This is a genomic window from Streptomyces sp. NPDC100445 (assembly GCF_044759735.1).
In the GTDB taxonomy this organism is placed as follows: domain Bacteria; phylum Actinomycetota; class Actinomycetes; order Streptomycetales; family Streptomycetaceae; genus Streptomyces.
The window spans coordinates 304,002-320,805 of sequence record NZ_JBIVZV010000009.1; the positions used below are offsets into that span (position 1 = coordinate 304,002).

The window sequence follows — 16,804 nt, forward strand, 5'->3', positions numbered from 1 at the left end:
CGAGCCCACCACGTGCGACCGACCGCCTCTCGCCGAGCGTGAAACGGATCACCCGTACGAGCGATGGAAACGAGGTTTAAGAATTTGCGCCACATGCGCGGCGCTCGGCCGCGGTTTCGAACGGCCCGGCCGCCGGCAGGCGGTGATCCGGGCGCACGACGCCGCTCCCTCCTTGTTCCCCCAGGTCAGTGAGTGATGCTTTCCAGCCATGCGCCGTCGATCTCGCCCTCGGCGACGATCACGGCGGGTCCGGTCATCTCGATCTCGCCGTCGGGCCGCTCGGTGATGACCAGACGGCCGCCGGGCACGTCGACGGTGTACGTCACCGGGGTGCCGGTGACGGCCGGATCGGTTCCGTCGCGCCGGGCGGCGGCCACGGCGACCGCGCACGCGCCCGTGCCGCACGAGCGGGTCTCGCCGGAACCGCGTTCGTGCACCCGCATCGCCACGTGCCGGGGGCCGCGGTCGACGGCGAACTCGACGTTCACCCCGTCCGGGTAGGCGTCGGCGGGGCCGACCGGCGGCGGGGTGAACAGGTTCCCGGCGTGGGCCAGGTCGGCCACGAAGGCGACGGCGTGCGGGTTGCCCATGTTCACGTTCCGCGCGGGCCAGCTGCGCTCGTCGACGCTCACCGTCACGTCGCCCTCGGGGAGGCGGGCGCGGCCCATGCCGACGGTGACGTCACCGTTCTTCGCGAGGTGGACGGACTTGACGCCCCCGCGCGTGGCGATCGTGAGGTCCCCCTCGGCCACATGTCCCGCGTGCTGGAGGTAGCGCGCGAACACACGGACGCCGTTGCCGCACATCTCGGCGACCGAGCCGTCGCCGTTGCGGTAGTCCATGAACCACTCGGCCTCGGCGGCCATCGCCCTGGCCTCCGGGTGCGCCGCGGACCGCACCACGTGCAGCACGCCGTCGCCGCCGATACCGGCCCGGCGGTCACACAGGGCGGCGACGGTGGCCGGGGCCAGCTCGATGGCGTTCTCGGGATCCGGCACGATCACGAAGTCGTTCTCGGTGCCGTGGCCCTTGAGGAAGGCGATCCGTGTGCTCATCCCTCGATCGTACGGGAGCTGTGCACGGCGGGGCCGTGGGCACGGTGGCATCCCTGGGGGCGGGGACGTGGCTAGCGCAGTCTCGCCACTCGCCACACGGCGAGGACGGCCACAAGGGCCACCAACAGGAGGTAACCGAGCACGACCCGCCAGTCGGGGCGGTGGCCGGAGCCGCGCGGAGGCAGGCCGGGCCAGGTGTAGCCCACCCGACGGGCGGCCATCATGCCCCAGCCCGCCGCGCACGAGCAGATCAGCAGACCGAGCATGGCGATGACCGCGCCACTGTCGCCGAAGTCGAACGCGAGCGGGAAGGCGAACATCAGCGAGCCGACGGCGGACAGTCCCACGATGGGCGCGAGCTGCCAGATGCGGAGTCGACGCTGCGGGCGCAGCTCGACCTCGACCTCCGGCCCCACCGGATACATCTCCTCGGGGTCGGGTCCGTCGGCGGTGACGCCGCCGACTGTCTCGTCGGGCCCGTCGTCGGCGAGCCGGTCCGCGGCCGGCCCGTCCACGACCAGGACGTCGTCCACGATCAGGGCGTCCGCGGGCAGGGCGTCATCCATGGGCAGGGCGTCGTCCGCAGGCAGGGCGTCGTCCGCGACCAGGGCGTCCGCGGGCAGTCGGTCGACGGTTGGATCGTCCGCCGTCGGACCGTCGTCGGTCCTGCCCGGCTCGTCACTCCCAGTAGTGACATGCTCGGCACTTCGTGCGGTGTCGCGAGGGCCGGCCTCCATCGCCACGCGCCCTCCCAACTAGGCTCCACTTGGTCGATCGAAGCTCGATGATGGCACGGCGTCACAGGCCGGGATGACCGGCGGCGCATCCCGATGCCATGACGTGATCAGGCTGTGACCGGTCGTTCGACCAACGCCAGGGCCTGCTGCGGAAGTTCCCCGCGGTCCGCGAGGGCCCCACTCAACCAGTGCACCCGGGGATCGCGCCTGAACCACGAATCCTGCCGGCGCGCGAAGCGCTTGGTCGCACGTACGGTCTCGTCCCGGGCTTCCGCTTCGGTGCACTCCCCGGCGAGCGCGGCCAGCACCTGCTGGTAGCCGAGCGCGCGCGACGCCGTGCGCCCCTCGCGCAGACCTCGCGCCTCCAGTGCGCGCACCTCGTCCACGAGACCCGCCTCCCACATCCGGTCGACGCGCCGCGCGATGCGGTCGTCCAGCTCCGGGCGCGCCACGTCGACCCCGATCTGGACGGTGTCGTACACGGAGTCGTGGCGCGGCAGGTTGGCCGTGAAGGGGCGCCCGGTGATCTCGATCACCTCGAGGGCCCGGACGATACGGCGGCCGTTGCCGGGCAGGATCGCGCGGGCGGCGTCGGGGTCGGCCGCGGCCAGCCGCGCGTGCAGCGCACCCGGGCCGCGCAGCGTCAGCTCCTCCTCCAGGCGGGCCCGGACCTCCGGGTCGGTGCCCGGGAACTCCAGGTTGTCGACGGCTCCGCGGACGTACAGGCCCGAGCCGCCGACCAGGACCGGCCAGCGGTCCTCGGCGAGCAGGGCGTCGATCCGGGCGCGGGCGAGCCGCTGGTACTCGGCGACCGAGGCGGCGACCGTCACGTCCCAGATGTCCAGCAGGTGGTGGGGGACGCCACCGCGCTCCTGGGGCGTCAGCTTGGCGGTACCGATGTCCATCCCCCGGTACAGCTGCATGGAGTCGGCGTTGACGACCTCACCGCCGAGACGCTGGGCCAGGAAGACACCGAGATCGGATTTTCCGGCCGCTGTCGGTCCGACGACGGCGATGACGCGGGGGGCGGGGGATGCGCTGCTCACCGCACCAGTCTCGCAAACCTCCCCGCCTGCTCCCGAACGAGTTACGTGACGGCGGGCACTGCGGGTCGTTGCCCGTTGCGAGGTGCCTCCTGCGGGACTGCCGGAGGCGGTGACCCGGGCGGCACGAACCCTTGCACCGGGTGACGCGGGAATCCGCCCGCACGAGTACCGTATGGAGTGGAAATGGGCATGTTCGCACGACTCCTCGGCAGGTCGAAGGCGACTCGGGAGGCGTCGGCCGCCGAGACGCCGGCCGACGTGGAGCCGGCCGGGACCGAGGCGGAGGAGGAGCCGGAGACGGCGTCCGCCCCGACCGGGGCCGTGACCGTGGCCGGGGCCGAGGTGGAGACGGCGGCGCCGGGCCCGGCCGAGGCGGAGGGGGCCGGGCCGACGCAGTCGCAGTCGCAGTCGCAGTCGCAGTCGCAGTCGCATGACCCGGCCGTGGACGGGAACGAGGACGGGGCCGTGCGGGCGGACGCGGACGCGGACCGGAACGACGGTGCCGACGCCGCCGCCGACAGTGGCGCCGACAGTGGCGCTGACGGCGGCGCGGACGGCGCCTCCGAGGGCGCCGGCATCCCGCGGCAGCAGTCCGCCGACGAGGCCGCCGACAGCGAGGCGGGCGACGGCGCCCGCCGGTGACCGCGGGACGAGGGAAGGTGGATCATGGGGCTGTTCGACAACGTGAAGGCCAGGCTGGGTCCGGCGAAGGACAAGGTGTCGGACCTCGCGCGACAGCACGGGGGCAAGGTTCAGGACGGCATCGACAAGGCCGCGAAGGCCGTCGACGAGCGGACCAAGGGCAAGTACAGCGACAAGATCGAGGCCGGCACGGGCAAGGCGAAGGAAGCGGTGGACCGCCTCGCCCACAAGGACGGCCCCGAGACGCCGGCGTCCCCCGCCGAACCGAAGCCGCCCGCCCGGCCGGAGGGCCCGCCGCCGGTCTCCTGACCGGCCCGGACCCGGTGGACGCCCCGGTCACGACGGCGCGTCCCCGATCCGGGTGAGGGGTCCCGCCCCCGGCCGGACCGGCGGACGGCCGCGGAGAGGATCTCCCCGGCCGTCCGCCGTCGTCGGGTCAGGTCCAGGTCGCGACCAGGTACCCGACGCCGTACGGGGCGTCCTCGTACAGCAGGGCACCGGTGAGGCCGGCGTCCTCGGCGGCGGCGGCCAGGATCTGCCAGGGCGCGCGACCGGACGCCTTCAGCTCGCGGGCCAGCGCGGGGTCGATCGCCCGGAGTGCCGCGAGGTCCGCCGCTCCCAGCGCCCGTCCCGCCTCGGCGTCGAAGGGCGCCGCCCGCTCGTCCAGGTATCCCGGCGCCTTGAGCGACCGGCAGGCGCTGGCGTCCCCCATCACCAGCAACGCCACCCGCGCGGCCCTGGCCCCCAGCTCCGCGCCGATGTCGGCACATCCCTCGGGCGCCAGCGATCCGTCGACCCCGAGCCCCTCGATCGGGGCGTCGGCCCAGCCGGTCCGCTCGAGCAGCCAGGCGGCGACGGCCAGCGAGGGGGGCAGCTCACGCGCGGGGGCGTCGGCGTCCGCCGCGGTGGGCCCCAGACGTACCTCCAGGTCGACCCCGAAACCGCGGAACGACCCCCGGGCGCCCTGCGGGTAGGGGCCCACGTCCTCCCGCCCGGTGGGGCCTACGACCACCAGCAGGTCCGGACGGGCGGCTGCGAGCACGCCGAGCGCGTCCACGCAGGCCGCGCGCGCGGTGTCCAGTTCGGGTGCGGCGCCCACGGCGACCTCGGGCACGAGCAGCGGCGGGCAGGGGCAGACGGCGGCGGCGACAAGCATGATCGGCAGAGTAACGCCGTCACGCCCCTGACCGGCACTCCGGCGGGTACGCGGAGCGCGACCCCGCCGCCGAGGGACGAGCCCGCCGTCGTCGTCGGGGGCGCCGGGCGTCACCGCTCCGGTCAGTCGCGGCAAGAAGGCGGGGGGGCGGGTGCCCCCTTGGGCACGCCGAGCAGGCCGCCGGCTGCCTGACGACCCCCGTCGCATCGCGGCTCTCCCAAAGGTCACCCTGCCGTGGCACGGGCGACGGAAGCTCGGCACCGTCGCCGGGGCCCCGCGCGTCACCCGCTCCGGACAGCCGCGGTCGTCAGGGGCGCCGGGATGCCGACCTCGGGCACGCCGAGCAGGACACCCGCCGGCTCGGCGGCCTCCGCCGCATCACGCCTCCCCCAGGCGCACCCCGTGCCGTGGCACGAGTGACGGGACCGCCGCGCCGGAAGCCCGCTGCGGGGGCATCCCCGGGCGTCATCGCCGCGGTCAGTCGCAGCCGCAGCCCGCCGTCGCGGTCGGCAGGGGCGCCGGGATGCCGACCTTCGGCAGGCCGAGCATGACGCCCGCCGGCTCGGCGGCCTCCGCCGCGTTGCGCTTCTCCCAGGCGTCGCCCGCGCGGGTGCGACGGACGGCGAGGGTGGGTCCCTCGGCGAGGAGGTGGTGCGGCGCGGCGTACGTGATCTCGACGGTGACGACGTCGCCGGGGCGCACCTCCTCGTCCGGCTTGGTGAAGTGGACGAGGCGGTTGTCGGGGGCACGGCCGGACAGGCGGTGGGTGGCGCCGTCCTTGCGGCCCTCCCCCTCGGCGACCATCAGCTCCAGCGTGCGGCCGACCTGCTTCTTGTTCTCCTCCCAGGAGATCTCCTCCTGGAGGGCGACCAGCCGCTCGTAACGCTCCTGGACGACCTCCTTGGGGATCTGGCCCTCCATGGTCGCGGCGGGGGTGCCGGGCCGCTTGGAGTACTGGAAGGTGAAGGCCTGCGCGAACCGGGCCTCGCGGACGACGTGCAGGGTGTCCTCGAAGTCCTCCTCGGTCTCACCGGGGAAGCCGACGATGATGTCGGTGGTGATCGCGGCGTGCGGGATCGCGGCCCGCACCTTCTCGATGATGCCGAGGTAGCGCTCCTGGCGGTAGGAGCGGCGCATCGCCTTCAGGACCGTGTCCGAACCGGACTGCAACGGCATGTGCAGCTGCGGCATCACGTTCGGGGTCTGCGCCATCGCGGCGATCACGTCGTCGGTGAAGTCGCGGGGGTGCGGGGAGGTGAAGCGGACGCGCTCCAGTCCCTCGACGTTCCCGCAGGCTCGCAGCAGCTTGCTGAAGGCCTCGCGGTCGCCGATGTCGGAGCCGTAGGCGTTGACGTTCTGGCCGAGCAGCGTGATCTCGGAGACTCCCTCGGCGACCAGCGCCTCGACCTCGGCGAGGATGTCGCCGGGCCGCCGGTCCTTCTCCTTGCCGCGCAGCGCCGGGACGATGCAGAAGGTGCAGGTGTTGTTGCAGCCGACGGAGATCGACACCCAGGCCGCGTACGCGCTCTCGCGGCGGGTCGGCAGGGTGGACGGGAACGCCTCCAGCGACTCGGCGATCTCGACCTGAGCCTCCTCCTGGACGCGGGCGCGCTCCAGCAGGACGGGCAGCTTGCCGATGTTGTGCGTGCCGAAGACGACGTCCACCCAGGGCGCCCTCTTCACGATGGTGTCGCGGTCCTTCTGCGCGAGGCAGCCGCCGACCGCGATCTGCATGCCGGGGCGGGAGGCCTTCCTCGGCGCGAGCCGGCCGAGGTTGCCGTAGAGCCGGTTGTCGGCGTTCTCGCGGACCGCGCAGGTGTTGAAGACGACGACGTCCGCGTCCCCGTCCGCGTCCTCGGGGGCCCGTACGTACCCGGCCTCCTCGAGCAGTCCGGACAACCGCTCCGAGTCGTGGACGTTCATCTGGCACCCGTAGGTGCGGATCTCGTAGCTCTTGGGTGCGTGCACGTCCACTGCGGGGCTCCGGTCGCTGCTGCTGGTCATGGTTCAAGGGTAGGTGGTCGCCGCGGCCCCCCGGCCGCGGTGGTCCGGAGCCGGTGGAGCGGCCGGACATGCTGTGGGCGGGCTGTCGCGGGGCCCGTACTATCGGTGATCTCGGTGGGGGGAGGGTGGTCATGGGCAGGCGGCGCCCGGGCACGCCGACGCTGGAGGAGGTGGCCGCCCGCGCCGGAGTGGGCCGGGGCACGGTCTCCCGCGTCGTCAACAACGCGGCGGGGGTGAAGGACTCCACACGCCGGGCCGTGCAGCGGGCCATCGCGGAGCTGGGGTACGTGCCCAATCTCGCGGCACGGTCCCTGGCCGGGCGAGGGGCCGACGCGGTCGCGCTGGTGATGACGGAACCGGACTGGCGGCTGTTCGCGGAGCCGTTCTTCTCCGAGATCGTCCGCTCGCTCGGTGACGCCCTGGCCGACACCGGGATGCAGTTGCTGCTGACGCTGGTGCGCTCGGACGCCGAACGGCGGCGCTTCCTGGAGTACGCCCGTGGCGGCCGGGTCGACGGGGTGCTGCTGATGTCCGTGCACGCCGGCGATCCCCTGCCCGACATGCTCGCCGAGGCCCGGCTGCCGACGGTCCTGCTGGGCCGCCGCTCGGGCGAGGAGCACGTCAGCTACGTCGACGCGGACAACGTCGGCGGGGCCCGCGGCGCGGTCGCCCACCTGCTGGACCGGGGCCGGCGGACCATCGCCACGATCACCGGGCCGCTCGACATGTACGTCGCCCAGTGCCGGCTGCGCGGCTACCGCGAGGCCCTGGCGCAGGCCGGCCTGGACGCCGGGCGGACCCTGATCGCCGAGGGCGACTTCACCGAGGAGAGCGGGCGCCGCGCCATGGCCCGGCTGATCGAGCGGCACCCGGGGATCGACGGTGTCCTCGCCGCGTCGGACACCACGGCCGCCGGCGCCCTGCGGGCGCTGCGGGCGGCGGGACGACGGGTCCCGGAGGACGTGGCCATAATCGGCTTCGACGACTTCCCGCTGGCCGAGCGGACCGAGCCGCGGCTGACCACGGTGCGGCAGCCGGTGGCGGAGATCGGGCGGGCCATGGTGCGGCTCCTGCTGGAGGAGATGGAGGAGGTCGACGAGTCGTCCGTGGCCTGGCGGCATGTCGTCCTCCGCACGGAACTGGTGCTGCGCGAGTCGGCCTGACTCCGGCCACTGGCACGCCCCGGCACCACCTGGCGGATCCTCGGCACCGGCGCGCAGGACGAGCGGCGTCCGGGAGCGCTCCCAACATTCCGCATCCCGATACGGGTGCTCTCCCACCTGGGGTTTCGAAAGCCGTTCGACACTCCCCCCGCGCACAGTCTTGTCAGGGGCATGAACTCTCCCTACAGTCCCTGCCGAACGGAGGAATGGGAGCGCTCCCACTCCCGCACGCACGAGAGCGCTCCCGCATCGCACCGACCGTCCCGGAGAGGACCCGCATGCGACCGTCCACGCACCCTGCCCGTGGCACGCGCGGCCTGTTGGGCGCGCTGCTCACCGCCCTCGCCGCCCTCGCGGCCCTGCTCACCACCAGCCCGGCGGCACACGCCGACACCTCGATCTGCGAGGCGTTCGGGTCGACCACGATCCAGGGCCGCTACGTCGTCCAGAACAACCGCTGGGGCACCAGCGAGGCCCAGTGCGTCACCGCCACCGACTCGGGATTCCGGATCACCCAGGCCGACGGCTCGGTCCCGACGAACGGCGCCCCGAAGTCGTACCCGTCCGTCTTCAACGGCTGCCACTACACCAACTGCTCGCCCGGTACGAGTCTCCCGGCGCGGCTCAGCGGCATCTCCAGCGCGCCCACCGGCATCTCGTACAGCTACGTGAGCAACGCGGTGTACGACGCCGCGTACGACATCTGGCTCGACTCCACGCCCCGCACCGACGGCGTCAACCAGACCGAGATCATGATCTGGTTCAACAAGGTCGGGCCCGTGCAGCCCGTCGGCTCGCAGGTGGGCACCGCCACCGTCGCCGGCCGCTCCTGGCAGGTGTGGTCCGGCAACAACGGCGGCAACGACGTGCTGTCCTTCGTCGCGCCCTCCACGATCACCAGCTGGAACTTCGACGTCATGGACTTCGCCCGCGAGGCCGTCGCCCGCGGTCTGGCCCAGAACAGCTGGTACCTGACCAGTGTGCAGGCGGGCTTCGAGCCCTGGCAGAACGGCACCGGCCTCGCCGTGAACTCCTTCTCCTCCACGGTCAACACCGGCGGCGACCCTGGTGGCCCGGGCGGGTCCACTGCCTGCTCGGTGGCGTACACGACGAACGTCTGGCAGGGCGGCTTCACCTCCGACGTCACCGTCACCAACACCGGCTCCACCCCGGTCGACGGCTGGAGGCTGGCCTTCGCCCTGCCCGCCGGGCAGCGGATCACCAGCGCCTGGGGTGCCGGCGTCACACCGTCCTCGGGCGCGGTCACGGCGGGCAACCTCGCCTACAACGCCCAGATCCCGGCCGGCGGCAAGGCGTCCTTCGGCTTCCAGGGCACCTACACCGGTTCCTTCGCCAGGCCGGCCGCCTTCAGCCTGAACGGGGCCGCCTGCGCCACCGCGTGACCCCACCAGTCCGCACCGCACCACCGCACCACCACGTGACCCGGCCGCCCGCGCGAGCCGCGTGCCACGCCCCCTTGCCCCGGGACCCGCCCGTCTCCCACACGCCGATCGGCCGGGTCCCGGTTCCACTTCGCGCGGTTCCCGCGCCGGCCCCACCCGGAGGGGCCGAAGCGCGGGGCCGGGCGACCGTACGCAACGCCGCCTACAACCGCTCCCGGCGCCGGCACTCCGGTGCCACCCGCCCACCCCGGCACCCGTCCGGGGCACAGACCCGTCCGATCCGCACGGAAGGAGCACCACATGGTCCGACGCGGCAGACTCCTGTCGTTGGCAGCGGCCCTGTCGACGCTGCTGGCGGCACTCGCCCTGACCCTGCTGGGACAGGGCAGCGCACAGGCCCACGGGGTGGCGATGCTGCCCGGTTCCCGTACCTACCTGTGCTACCTGGACTCGCACACCACCACCGGTGGGCTGGACCCCACCAACCCGGCCTGCCGGGACGCGCTGGCCAAGAGCGGGGCGACGGCGCTGTACAACTGGTTCGCCGTGCTCGACTCCAACGCCGGTGGCCGGGGCTCCGGTTACGTCCCGGACGGCACCCTGTGCAGCGCGGGCGACCGGTCCCCGTACGACTTCTCGGCCTACAACGCGGCCCGCTCGGACTGGCCGCGCACCCATCTCACCAGCGGGGCGACGATCCAGGCCCAGTACAGCAACTGGGCGGCGCACCCCGGTGACTTCCGCGTCTACCTCACCAAACAGGGCTGGTCGCCCACCTCCGCCCTGCGCTGGGCCGACCTGGACCTGATCCAGACGGTCACCAACCCGCCGCAGCAGGGGTCGCCCGGCACCGAGGGCGGCCACTACTCCTGGGACCTGAAACTGCCCGCCGGCCGCAGCGGGGACGCGCTGGTCTTCATCCAGTGGGTCCGCTCGGACAGCCAGGAGAACTTCTTCTCCTGCTCGGACATCGTCTTCGACGGCGGCCACGGCGAGGTCACGGGCATGCGCACCCCCGGCGGCACCCCGACCCCCACTCCCACTCCCACTCCGACACCAACCCCCACCCCGACCCCGACGGACCCGCACACCGGTTCCTGCATGGCCACGTACTCCGTCGTGAACTCCTGGAGCGGCGGCTTCCAGGCCTCCGTCGAGGTCATGAACCACGGCACGGCACCGCTGGACGGCTGGGCCGTGGCCTGGAAGCCCGGCTCGGGCACCCGGATCAACAGCCTGTGGAACGGCACCCAGTCCACCGGCGCCGACGGCACGGTCACCGTCCGCAACGCCGACCACAACCGGGTCGTCCCCGCCGGCGGCAGCGTCACCTTCGGCTTCACCGCCACCTCGACCGGCAACGACTTCCCCGCCGGTTCGATCGGCTGCGTCACCTGACGGCCGTCACCCACTGACCCCCGCCGCGCGACGGCCGGGAGGTCACTCCCCCACCGTCCGGGCCGGTCGTACCGGCCCGGACGGTGCCATGTCTGTTGGGCGGTGGCCCGCTCCGGGGCGCGACTCAGTCCCGCGCCGCCAGTTCGCCGAGGGCGGTGACCGTCCGCCAGTTGCGGGTGGTGGCCGGGATGCCGAGGCGCCGCTCGATGAAGGCGTTGTTCAGCCTGGTCCTGCCGTACCCGTCGGGCACGTGCAGGTGGATCTCGTCGCCGGTCAGCGTGAACACGGCGGTCTCCCCGGCCGGCACCTCCAGCCGGGCGGCCTGCTCGGCGGTCGGCTCCCGCGCGAGGAAGGTGACGTGCAGCTTGGCGGGATCGTCCTCCCGGCCCAGGTAGGGGTTGCGGGCCAGGGTGCGGGCGAGGGCGCCGGCGGTGCGCACCAGGACCGTGACCGGCGTGCCGAGGTCGTCGGTGATCCGCTCCTCGATGCGCGCGGCCAGTTCGGCGGGGATCTGCCCGGCCGGGGCGCCGAACACGACGTTCCCACTGCGCAGGTACGTCCGGACGTCCTCGTACCCCAGGGCGGTGAACAGGCCGCGCAGGTCCGCCATGGCGAGCTGGGTACGGCCGCCGACGTTGATCCCGCGCAACAGCGCGACGTGCTTCGTCATGCCCCCAAGCTCTCACGGGCGGCGCCGGTGCCGCGCGCGGTCCGGCGGGAGGCCGCGTCAACACCCCCGGTCCGCCCGGAACGCGCCCACTTCGACGCGCATCTCACGCCGCACCCGCCGCAGCCGGTCCCACAGTTCGTCGATGCTCTCCCGCGCGGCGGCCGGTGAGTCCCCGGGGCCGGGGACGCCGTCGTCCGGGCGCCGGACCATGCCGTAGACCGCGCCCAGGTCGTGGCTGAGGCCGCCCGCGAGGTCGAGCACCTGCTCCGGCACCCGCGGCTGGGCCTCCGCGTACACGTCCCGGTACCGGTCGCGCACCTCCGTCAGCCGCTGCCGTACGCTCCGCAGCTCCGCGGGGCGGCCCAGTGCGTGCAACTGATCGGTGAGCGCGGCGAGGTAGTGCCGGGCGGCGGTGTTCAGGTCGACGTAGCAGGCCCGCAGTTCCTGGGCGTGCCGCCACCGTTCCCGGGCCTCCTCGACGCGCGCCTGTTCCCGCCGGCGGCCGCGGTCGGCCGCGCGCTGGGTCAGCAGCGCGGACAGCAGCGTCCCGACGACTCCGACGACCGCGGTCACCGCCCCGACGTCCACCCCCGGCCCCCCAGCGGTTCCCCACCGTTCCAGGGAAGCACCGGTCCCGGGGCCGGGTGAAGGGCGGCCCGGACGTCACCCGGTGTTCGCCCCGCCGTCGACCCGCCCCGGGCGGCCGGCGAGGTCCGACGGGCGGGGTCCGGCCGACCGCCGGCCGCGCGTCACCGGCGGCCGGCGCCGGTGTCAGGCCGCGCCGCCCGGTATCCAGCCCTGGCCGCGCAGTACGGCCGCCACGTCCGGTGCCCGGTAGTGCTCGCCCTTGAGGACCTTGCCGTCGGCGCGGCGCGCCACCTGGCCGTCCGGGCCGAGCTTGCTCATGTTGGCGCGGTGGATCTCGGCGATCACCTCGTCCAGGTCGATGCCGTGCACCAGCGCGGTGCCGTACGCGACGTACACCACGTCGGCCAGCTCGTGCGCGAGCCGGTCGAGCGGTCCGCCGACCGCGACCTCGGCGACCTCCGCCGCCTCCTCGGCGAGCAGTTCCCCGCGGTGGGCCGCCAGCGCGGGGTCCACCTCCGTCGGCGTGGTGCGGACGTCGAGACCGAAGGCGCGGTGGAACTCACGGACGGAGCCGGCGGGCGAAGTGCTCATGCGGACGACCCTAACGGCCGCCACCGACAGTGCCCTCCGGCCGCGGCCGGCCCCGCGCGTGGCGACGGGCCCTGGTCACCGCCGCGCATCGGCTGGCAGGATCGCCGCATGTCCAAGACGTTCCCCCGTATCAGCAGGCGTCGGGCGCTCCAGGGCGCGGCCGCCGGTGTCGTGGCCCTCGGGCTGCTGCTGTGGTGGCTGCTCCCGCTGGGCGAGAAGCCGCCGACCGGGACGATCGTGTTCAGCACCGGCACGCCGCGCGGGGTCTACCAGGAGTACGGCGAGCGGCTGCGGGCCGAACTGGCCAAGGACATGCCCGGTCTGAAGGTGAGGCTCCTCAACAGCGCCGGTTCGCAGGAGAACGTCCAGCGGGTGGCGACCGGGCGGGCCGACTTCACCATCGCGGCGGCCGACGCCGTGGCGACGTACGAGCTGCGGCACGGGAGGGGCGCGGAACGGCTGCGCGGGGTGGCCCGGCTCTACGACGACTACGTGCACCTCGTCGTGCCCCGCGGCTCCGGCGTCCGCAGCGTCGCGGACCTGCGGCACAAGCGGGTGGCGACCGGGCTGCCCGACTCCGGGGTGCGGCTGATAGCCGACCGGGTGCTGCGCGCCGCCGGGATCGACCCGGCGAAGGACATCACCCCGGTGGCGGACGGTATCGACACCGGCCCCGACCAGCTGCGGCGGGGAAAGATCGACGCGTTCTTCTGGTCGGGCGGGCTGCCCACGAAGGGGCTGGTCAACCTCGCCGAAAAGGGTGGCTTCCGGTTCGTGCCGATCGACGACGGCCTCATCGCCCGGCTCCACGGCGAGGGCGAGGCGGCGCGCTACTACCGGGCCACCAACATCCCCGAGTCGGCCTACCCGGGCGCCCAGCAGGGCACGCAGGTGCCGACGATCGCGGTGTCCAACGTGCTGATGACCCGCACGGACCTGGACCCGCGCCTCACCGAGTGGCTGACCCGGACGGTGATCAAGAGCCGGGACGACATCGGCGCCCACGTCCACTCGGCCCAGTTGGTGGACCTGCGCACCGCCATCTACACCGACCCGCTCCCGCTCCAGGAGGGCTCCCGGCGCTACTACCGGTCGGTGAAGCCCTGAAGCCTCCGGGGAGGCCCGGCTAGCGGGTCTCCCCGTGCCGGGGCACCGTGACCGTCACCCGCAGTCCGCGCGGCTCGTGGTGGGCGTAGTCGATCGAGCCGCCACCCGCGGCGAGCAGGGCACGGGTGATGGACAGGCCCAGGCCCGATCCCCGTACGTTCTGGTGCCGGCCGCTGCGCCAGAAGCGGTCGCCCACGCGCGCGAGTTCCTCGTCGGTGAGGCCGGGGCCGGTGTCGGTGACGACGACCGTGGAGGTGTCGCCGTCGGCCCGGACGGCCACCTCCACCGTGCCGTCCCCGGGGGTGAACTTCACGGCGTTGTCGATCACCGCGTCGAGGGCGCTCGACAGGGCGATCGGGTCGGCCCAGGCGGTGGTGGGCGGGCAGTCCCCGGTCAGCCGTACGCCCCGGGCGCGGGCTGCCGGCGACCAGGCGGCCACCCGTTCCTCCGCCAGGGCGCCGATGTCGGTCAGCCGGAGATCCGCCTCGGCGTGCTCGGCCAGCGCCAGGCCCAGCAGGTCGTCCAGGACCTGCGCGAGGCGTTTGCCCTCGGTGCGCACGGAGGCGATCTCCTCGTTGTCCTCGGGGAGTTCGAGGGCGAGCAGTTCGATGCGCAGCAGCAGCGCCGAGAGCGGGTTGCGCAGCTGGTGGGAGGCGTCTGCGACGAAGGCGCGCTGCTGCTCCAGCACGGCCTCGACGTTGTCCGCCATCTCGTTGAACGAGCGGGCCAGCCGTCTGAGTTCCGGCGGCCCCCCGGCGACCGCGACCCGGGACTTCAGGCGGCCGGTGGCGATGTCGTGGGTGGTGGCGTCCAGGACCCGTACCGGTTTGAGCACCCAGCCGGTCAGCCGCAGGGCCGCGCCGACGGCGAGCAGCATGGCCGCGATCTCACCGGCCCCGATGAGCAGCCAGCCACGCAGGATCCGGGAGCGCATCTGCCCGGTGGGCGACTCGGTGACCACGACCGCGACGACGTCCCCGTCCCGGATCACCGGTGAGGCGACGACGAGCCGGCTGCGCTGCCAGGGCCACACCTGGCGCGGGTCGTGGCTGCGCCGGCTGAGCAGCGCCTCGTCGAACGCCGTGCGGACCTCTCCGGCCGGCGGCACGAACCAGTCGCCGGGCGCGTTCGCCATCGCGGAGCCGTTGCGGTAGAAAACGCCCGCGCGGATGCCGTAGACGCCGTAGTAGTTCTCCAGTTCGCTGCGCAGGCTCTCGCGGCGCTCGTCCGTGGTGGTGCGGCGTGATCCGCTGGGCCCGTCGGTGACGAACTGGGCGAGCGCCGCGAAGCGTGCCGTGTCGTCGATCCGGTCGACGACGACCCGCTGCTGCTGGGCGGCGGCCACGCCGGCGGCGAGCGGGAGTCCGAGCGCGAGCAGGACCGCCGCGAGCAGGACGATGAGCAGCGGCAGGAGGCGTGTGCGCACCCGTGCCCGCTAGGCGGCCGGGGCGACGAGCCGGTAGCCGACGCCGCGTACGGTCTCGATCAGCGCGGGCATGCGGAGTTTGCCGCGCAGGGAGGCGACGTGCACCTCCAGGGTGCGGCCGGTCCCCTCCCAACTGGTGCGCCAGACCTCGCTGATGATCTGTTCGCGCCGGAAGACCACCCCGGGCCGCTGGGCGAGGAGCGCGAGCAGGTCGAACTCCTTGCGGGTCAGCTGCACCACCGTGCCGTCCACGCTGACCTGGCGGGTGGGCAGTTCGATCCGCATGGGGCCGAGGAGGAGCGCGTCCTCGCCGCCGGCGGCCGGGTCCTCGTGGACGGTGCGCCGGGCGACGGCGTGGATACGGGCGAGCAGTTCCCCGGTGTCGTACGGCTTCACCACGTAGTCGTCGGCGCCCAGGTTGAGGCCGTGGATGCGGGAGCGGACGTCGGACCGCGCGGTGACCATGATGACGGGGGTGGCGGTGCGCTTGCGGATCTTGCCGCAGACCTCGTAGCCGTCCTGGTCGGGCAGGCCGAGGTCGAGCAGGACGACGCCGAAGCCGTCGCTCTCGGGGACCAGTGCCCGCAACGCCTCCTCGCCGCTGCGCGCGTGGGTGACGTCGAAGCCGTGTCGCGCGAGGACGGCGGACAGGGCCGCGGCGACGTGGTTGTCGTCCTCGACGAGGAGCAGTCTCATTCCGGCCCCCTCCATTTTCTCGTGGTCGTACGGTCCCGGCGGTCGCGGGTCTTGTGCCGCACGCGCGCGCGTGCACCATGGCAGTGACGCCGATGGAGAGGACGGCGTCAAGGGGCCCGGGGTTGCGTGCCGCTTCCGTTATCCGGCCGATACGTGCCCGTTGGGGCGTGCTACGACACGTGTCCGATTGCTATCGGATCGTGATGCTCAAGTTCCCCTCAGATGTGATGACGCAGGTCACAGCCGCTCACTACTGTCCTCGGAAACCCGAGGAGGACGGAGCCTGAGAGCGATGACCAAAGTTTCGGTGGCCAAGGAAGACGTGGCCACGTCCGACGACCTGGTCGTCCTGAGCGGCGTCAACAAGCACTTCGGCGCGTTGCACGTGCTCCAGGACATCGATCTGACGATCGCCCGCGGCGAGGTCGTCGTGGTCATCGGGCCCTCCGGGTCCGGGAAGTCGACGCTGTGCCGCACCATCAACCGTCTGGAGACGATCGACTCGGGCACGATCACGATCGACGGCAAGCCGCTGCCGCACGAGGGCCGGGAACTGGCCCGGCTGCGCGCGGACGTCGGCATGGTCTTCCAGTCCTTCAACCTGTTCGCGCACAAGAGCGTGCTGGAGAACGTGACGCTGGGCCAGCTCAAGGTCCGCAAGGCGGACAAGAAGCAGGCCGAGGAGAAGGCGCGGGCCCTGCTGGACCGGGTCGGCGTGGGCGCCCAGGCCGACAAGTACCCCGCGCAGCTGTCCGGCGGCCAGCAGCAGCGTGTCGCGATCGCGCGGGCGCTGGCGATGGACCCGAAGGTCATGCTCTTCGACGAGCCGACCTCCGCCCTCGACCCCGAGATGATCAACGAGGTCCTCGAGGTGATGCAGCAGCTCGCCCGGGAGGGCATGACGATGATCGTCGTCACGCACGAGATGGGCTTCGCCCGGTCGGCCGCGAACCGCGTGGTCTTCATGGCCGACGGCCGGATCGTCGAACAGGCCACCCCGGACCAGTTCTTCAGCGCTCCGCGCAGCGACCGGGCCAAGGACTTCCTGTCCAAGATCCTGCACCACTGACGCCGTCGCCCCGGCACCGCACCGGTCGCGTCACCCGCGCCCCAGGGACCTCG

General features: G+C 73.3%; 17 protein-coding genes. 7 read left to right on the forward strand and 10 right to left on the reverse strand.

The genetic code is table 11. The features are described 5' to 3' along the window. Positions 1–185 precede the first annotated feature (185 nt). From dapF to miaA, 3 genes are all read right to left on the reverse strand, one after another. On the reverse strand, positions 186–1,055 hold the full coding sequence (gene dapF / locus ACIQVT_RS22635) for a diaminopimelate epimerase (protein ID WP_403756675.1): 870 nt from the start codon (positions 1,053–1,055) through the stop codon (positions 186–188). 71 nt (positions 1,056–1,126) lie between these two features. Beyond that, complete coding sequence (locus ACIQVT_RS22640) at positions 1,127–1,621, reverse strand: hypothetical protein (protein WP_403756826.1); 495 nt, start codon at positions 1,619–1,621, stop codon at positions 1,127–1,129. Between the two features lie 278 nt (positions 1,622–1,899). Beyond that, the gene (miaA, locus tag ACIQVT_RS22645; RefSeq protein WP_403756678.1) at positions 1,900–2,838 is read right to left on the reverse strand and encodes a tRNA (adenosine(37)-N6)-dimethylallyltransferase MiaA; all 939 of its coding nucleotides are present in this window, start codon (positions 2,836–2,838) and stop codon (positions 1,900–1,902) included. A 189-nt stretch (positions 2,839–3,027) separates the two neighbouring features. On the opposite strand from miaA, the gene ACIQVT_RS22650 reads away from it, so the two are divergent. Continuing rightward, a complete protein-coding gene (locus tag ACIQVT_RS22650) occupies positions 3,028–3,480 on the forward strand; it encodes a hypothetical protein (protein ID WP_403756681.1) in 453 nt (150 codons plus the stop codon). 24 nt (positions 3,481–3,504) lie between these two features. Further along, positions 3,505–3,789, forward strand: a complete 285-nt coding sequence (locus ACIQVT_RS22655) for an antitoxin (RefSeq protein ID WP_403756684.1) — start codon at positions 3,505–3,507, stop codon at positions 3,787–3,789. A gap of 127 nt (positions 3,790–3,916) precedes the next feature. Here ACIQVT_RS22655 and ACIQVT_RS22660 read toward each other — a convergent pair whose 3' ends face one another. Then, entirely contained in the window at positions 3,917–4,636 is a 720-nt protein-coding gene (locus ACIQVT_RS22660) for a class III extradiol dioxygenase subunit B-like domain-containing protein (RefSeq protein ID WP_403756687.1), read from the reverse strand. Positions 4,637–5,113: 477 nt separating this feature from the next. Continuing rightward, the gene (miaB, locus tag ACIQVT_RS22665) at positions 5,114–6,640 is read right to left on the reverse strand and encodes a tRNA (N6-isopentenyl adenosine(37)-C2)-methylthiotransferase MiaB (RefSeq protein ID WP_403756690.1); all 1,527 of its coding nucleotides are present in this window, start codon (positions 6,638–6,640) and stop codon (positions 5,114–5,116) included. Between the two features lie 131 nt (positions 6,641–6,771). Between miaB and ACIQVT_RS22670 the strand changes: the two genes are divergently transcribed. The 3 genes from ACIQVT_RS22670 (at position 6,772) to ACIQVT_RS22680 (ending at position 10,604) form a co-directional block, all read left to right on the forward strand. Next, positions 6,772–7,803 carry a LacI family DNA-binding transcriptional regulator gene (locus tag ACIQVT_RS22670; protein WP_403756693.1) on the forward strand — a complete coding sequence of 344 codons (1,032 nt, stop codon included), beginning with the start codon at positions 6,772–6,774 and terminating at the stop codon, positions 7,801–7,803. Positions 7,804–8,081: 278 nt separating this feature from the next. Continuing rightward, positions 8,082–9,206 carry a cellulose binding domain-containing protein gene (locus tag ACIQVT_RS22675; RefSeq protein WP_403756696.1) on the forward strand — a complete coding sequence of 375 codons (1,125 nt, stop codon included), beginning with the start codon at positions 8,082–8,084 and terminating at the stop codon, positions 9,204–9,206. Positions 9,207–9,506: 300 nt separating this feature from the next. Continuing rightward, positions 9,507–10,604 (forward strand): lytic polysaccharide monooxygenase, encoded by a 1,098-nt coding sequence (locus ACIQVT_RS22680; RefSeq protein WP_403756699.1) that lies wholly within the window; start codon positions 9,507–9,509, stop codon positions 10,602–10,604. A gap of 124 nt (positions 10,605–10,728) precedes the next feature. Here the strand turns inward: ACIQVT_RS22680 and ACIQVT_RS22685 are convergent, their stop codons facing one another. The 3 genes from ACIQVT_RS22685 to ACIQVT_RS22695 form a co-directional block, all read right to left on the reverse strand. Beyond that, a complete protein-coding gene (locus ACIQVT_RS22685; protein ID WP_403756705.1) occupies positions 10,729–11,274 on the reverse strand; it encodes a DUF1697 domain-containing protein in 546 nt (181 codons plus the stop codon). A gap of 57 nt (positions 11,275–11,331) precedes the next feature. Next, a complete protein-coding gene (locus tag ACIQVT_RS22690; protein ID WP_403756708.1) occupies positions 11,332–11,847 on the reverse strand; it encodes a hypothetical protein in 516 nt (171 codons plus the stop codon). Between the two features lie 198 nt (positions 11,848–12,045). Beyond that, positions 12,046–12,453: a MazG nucleotide pyrophosphohydrolase domain-containing protein gene (locus ACIQVT_RS22695; RefSeq protein WP_403756711.1), complete on the reverse strand. Its 408-nt coding sequence runs from the start codon at positions 12,451–12,453 to the stop codon at positions 12,046–12,048. A 108-nt stretch (positions 12,454–12,561) separates the two neighbouring features. Between ACIQVT_RS22695 and ACIQVT_RS22700 the strand changes: the two genes are divergently transcribed. Further along, positions 12,562–13,560, forward strand: coding sequence for a TAXI family TRAP transporter solute-binding subunit (locus ACIQVT_RS22700; RefSeq protein WP_403756714.1), 999 nt, complete (start codon positions 12,562–12,564; stop codon positions 13,558–13,560). Positions 13,561–13,579: 19 nt separating this feature from the next. Here the strand turns inward: ACIQVT_RS22700 and ACIQVT_RS22705 are convergent, their stop codons facing one another. Next, the gene (locus ACIQVT_RS22705) at positions 13,580–14,986 is read right to left on the reverse strand and encodes a sensor histidine kinase (RefSeq protein WP_403756717.1); all 1,407 of its coding nucleotides are present in this window, start codon (positions 14,984–14,986) and stop codon (positions 13,580–13,582) included. Between the two features lie 9 nt (positions 14,987–14,995). Next, positions 14,996–15,682: a response regulator transcription factor gene (locus tag ACIQVT_RS22710; RefSeq protein ID WP_403756720.1), complete on the reverse strand. Its 687-nt coding sequence runs from the start codon at positions 15,680–15,682 to the stop codon at positions 14,996–14,998. A gap of 292 nt (positions 15,683–15,974) precedes the next feature. On the opposite strand from ACIQVT_RS22710, the gene ACIQVT_RS22715 reads away from it, so the two are divergent. Next, positions 15,975–16,751 carry an amino acid ABC transporter ATP-binding protein gene (locus ACIQVT_RS22715; protein WP_403756723.1) on the forward strand — a complete coding sequence of 259 codons (777 nt, stop codon included), beginning with the start codon at positions 15,975–15,977 and terminating at the stop codon, positions 16,749–16,751. The last annotated feature ends 53 nt before the right edge of the window (positions 16,752–16,804 follow it).

Bases quoted from the DNA above. Each gene is read 5' to 3' on its own strand.
- dapF (WP_403756675.1), bottom strand. From the start codon at position 1,055: ATGAGCACACGGATCGCCTTCCTCAAGGGCCACGGCACCGAGAACGAC.
- ACIQVT_RS22640 (WP_403756826.1), bottom strand. From the start codon at position 1,621: ATGGATGACGCCCTGCCCGCGGACGCCCTGATCGTGGACGACGTCCTG.
- ACIQVT_RS22650 (WP_403756681.1), top strand. From the start codon at position 3,028: ATGTTCGCACGACTCCTCGGCAGGTCGAAGGCGACTCGGGAGGCGTCG.
- ACIQVT_RS22655 (WP_403756684.1), top strand. From the start codon at position 3,505: ATGGGGCTGTTCGACAACGTGAAGGCCAGGCTGGGTCCGGCGAAGGAC.
- ACIQVT_RS22660 (WP_403756687.1), bottom strand. From the start codon at position 4,636: ATGCTTGTCGCCGCCGCCGTCTGCCCCTGCCCGCCGCTGCTCGTGCCC.
- miaB (WP_403756690.1), bottom strand. From the start codon at position 6,640: ATGACCAGCAGCAGCGACCGGAGCCCCGCAGTGGACGTGCACGCACCC.
- ACIQVT_RS22670 (WP_403756693.1), top strand. From the start codon at position 6,772: ATGGGCAGGCGGCGCCCGGGCACGCCGACGCTGGAGGAGGTGGCCGCC.
- ACIQVT_RS22675 (WP_403756696.1), top strand. From the start codon at position 8,082: ATGCGACCGTCCACGCACCCTGCCCGTGGCACGCGCGGCCTGTTGGGC.
- ACIQVT_RS22680 (WP_403756699.1), top strand. From the start codon at position 9,507: ATGGTCCGACGCGGCAGACTCCTGTCGTTGGCAGCGGCCCTGTCGACG.
- ACIQVT_RS22685 (WP_403756705.1), bottom strand. From the start codon at position 11,274: ATGACGAAGCACGTCGCGCTGTTGCGCGGGATCAACGTCGGCGGCCGT.
- ACIQVT_RS22695 (WP_403756711.1), bottom strand. From the start codon at position 12,453: ATGAGCACTTCGCCCGCCGGCTCCGTCCGTGAGTTCCACCGCGCCTTC.
- ACIQVT_RS22700 (WP_403756714.1), top strand. From the start codon at position 12,562: ATGTCCAAGACGTTCCCCCGTATCAGCAGGCGTCGGGCGCTCCAGGGC.
- ACIQVT_RS22710 (WP_403756720.1), bottom strand. From the start codon at position 15,682: ATGAGACTGCTCCTCGTCGAGGACGACAACCACGTCGCCGCGGCCCTG.
- ACIQVT_RS22715 (WP_403756723.1), top strand. From the start codon at position 15,975: ATGACCAAAGTTTCGGTGGCCAAGGAAGACGTGGCCACGTCCGACGAC.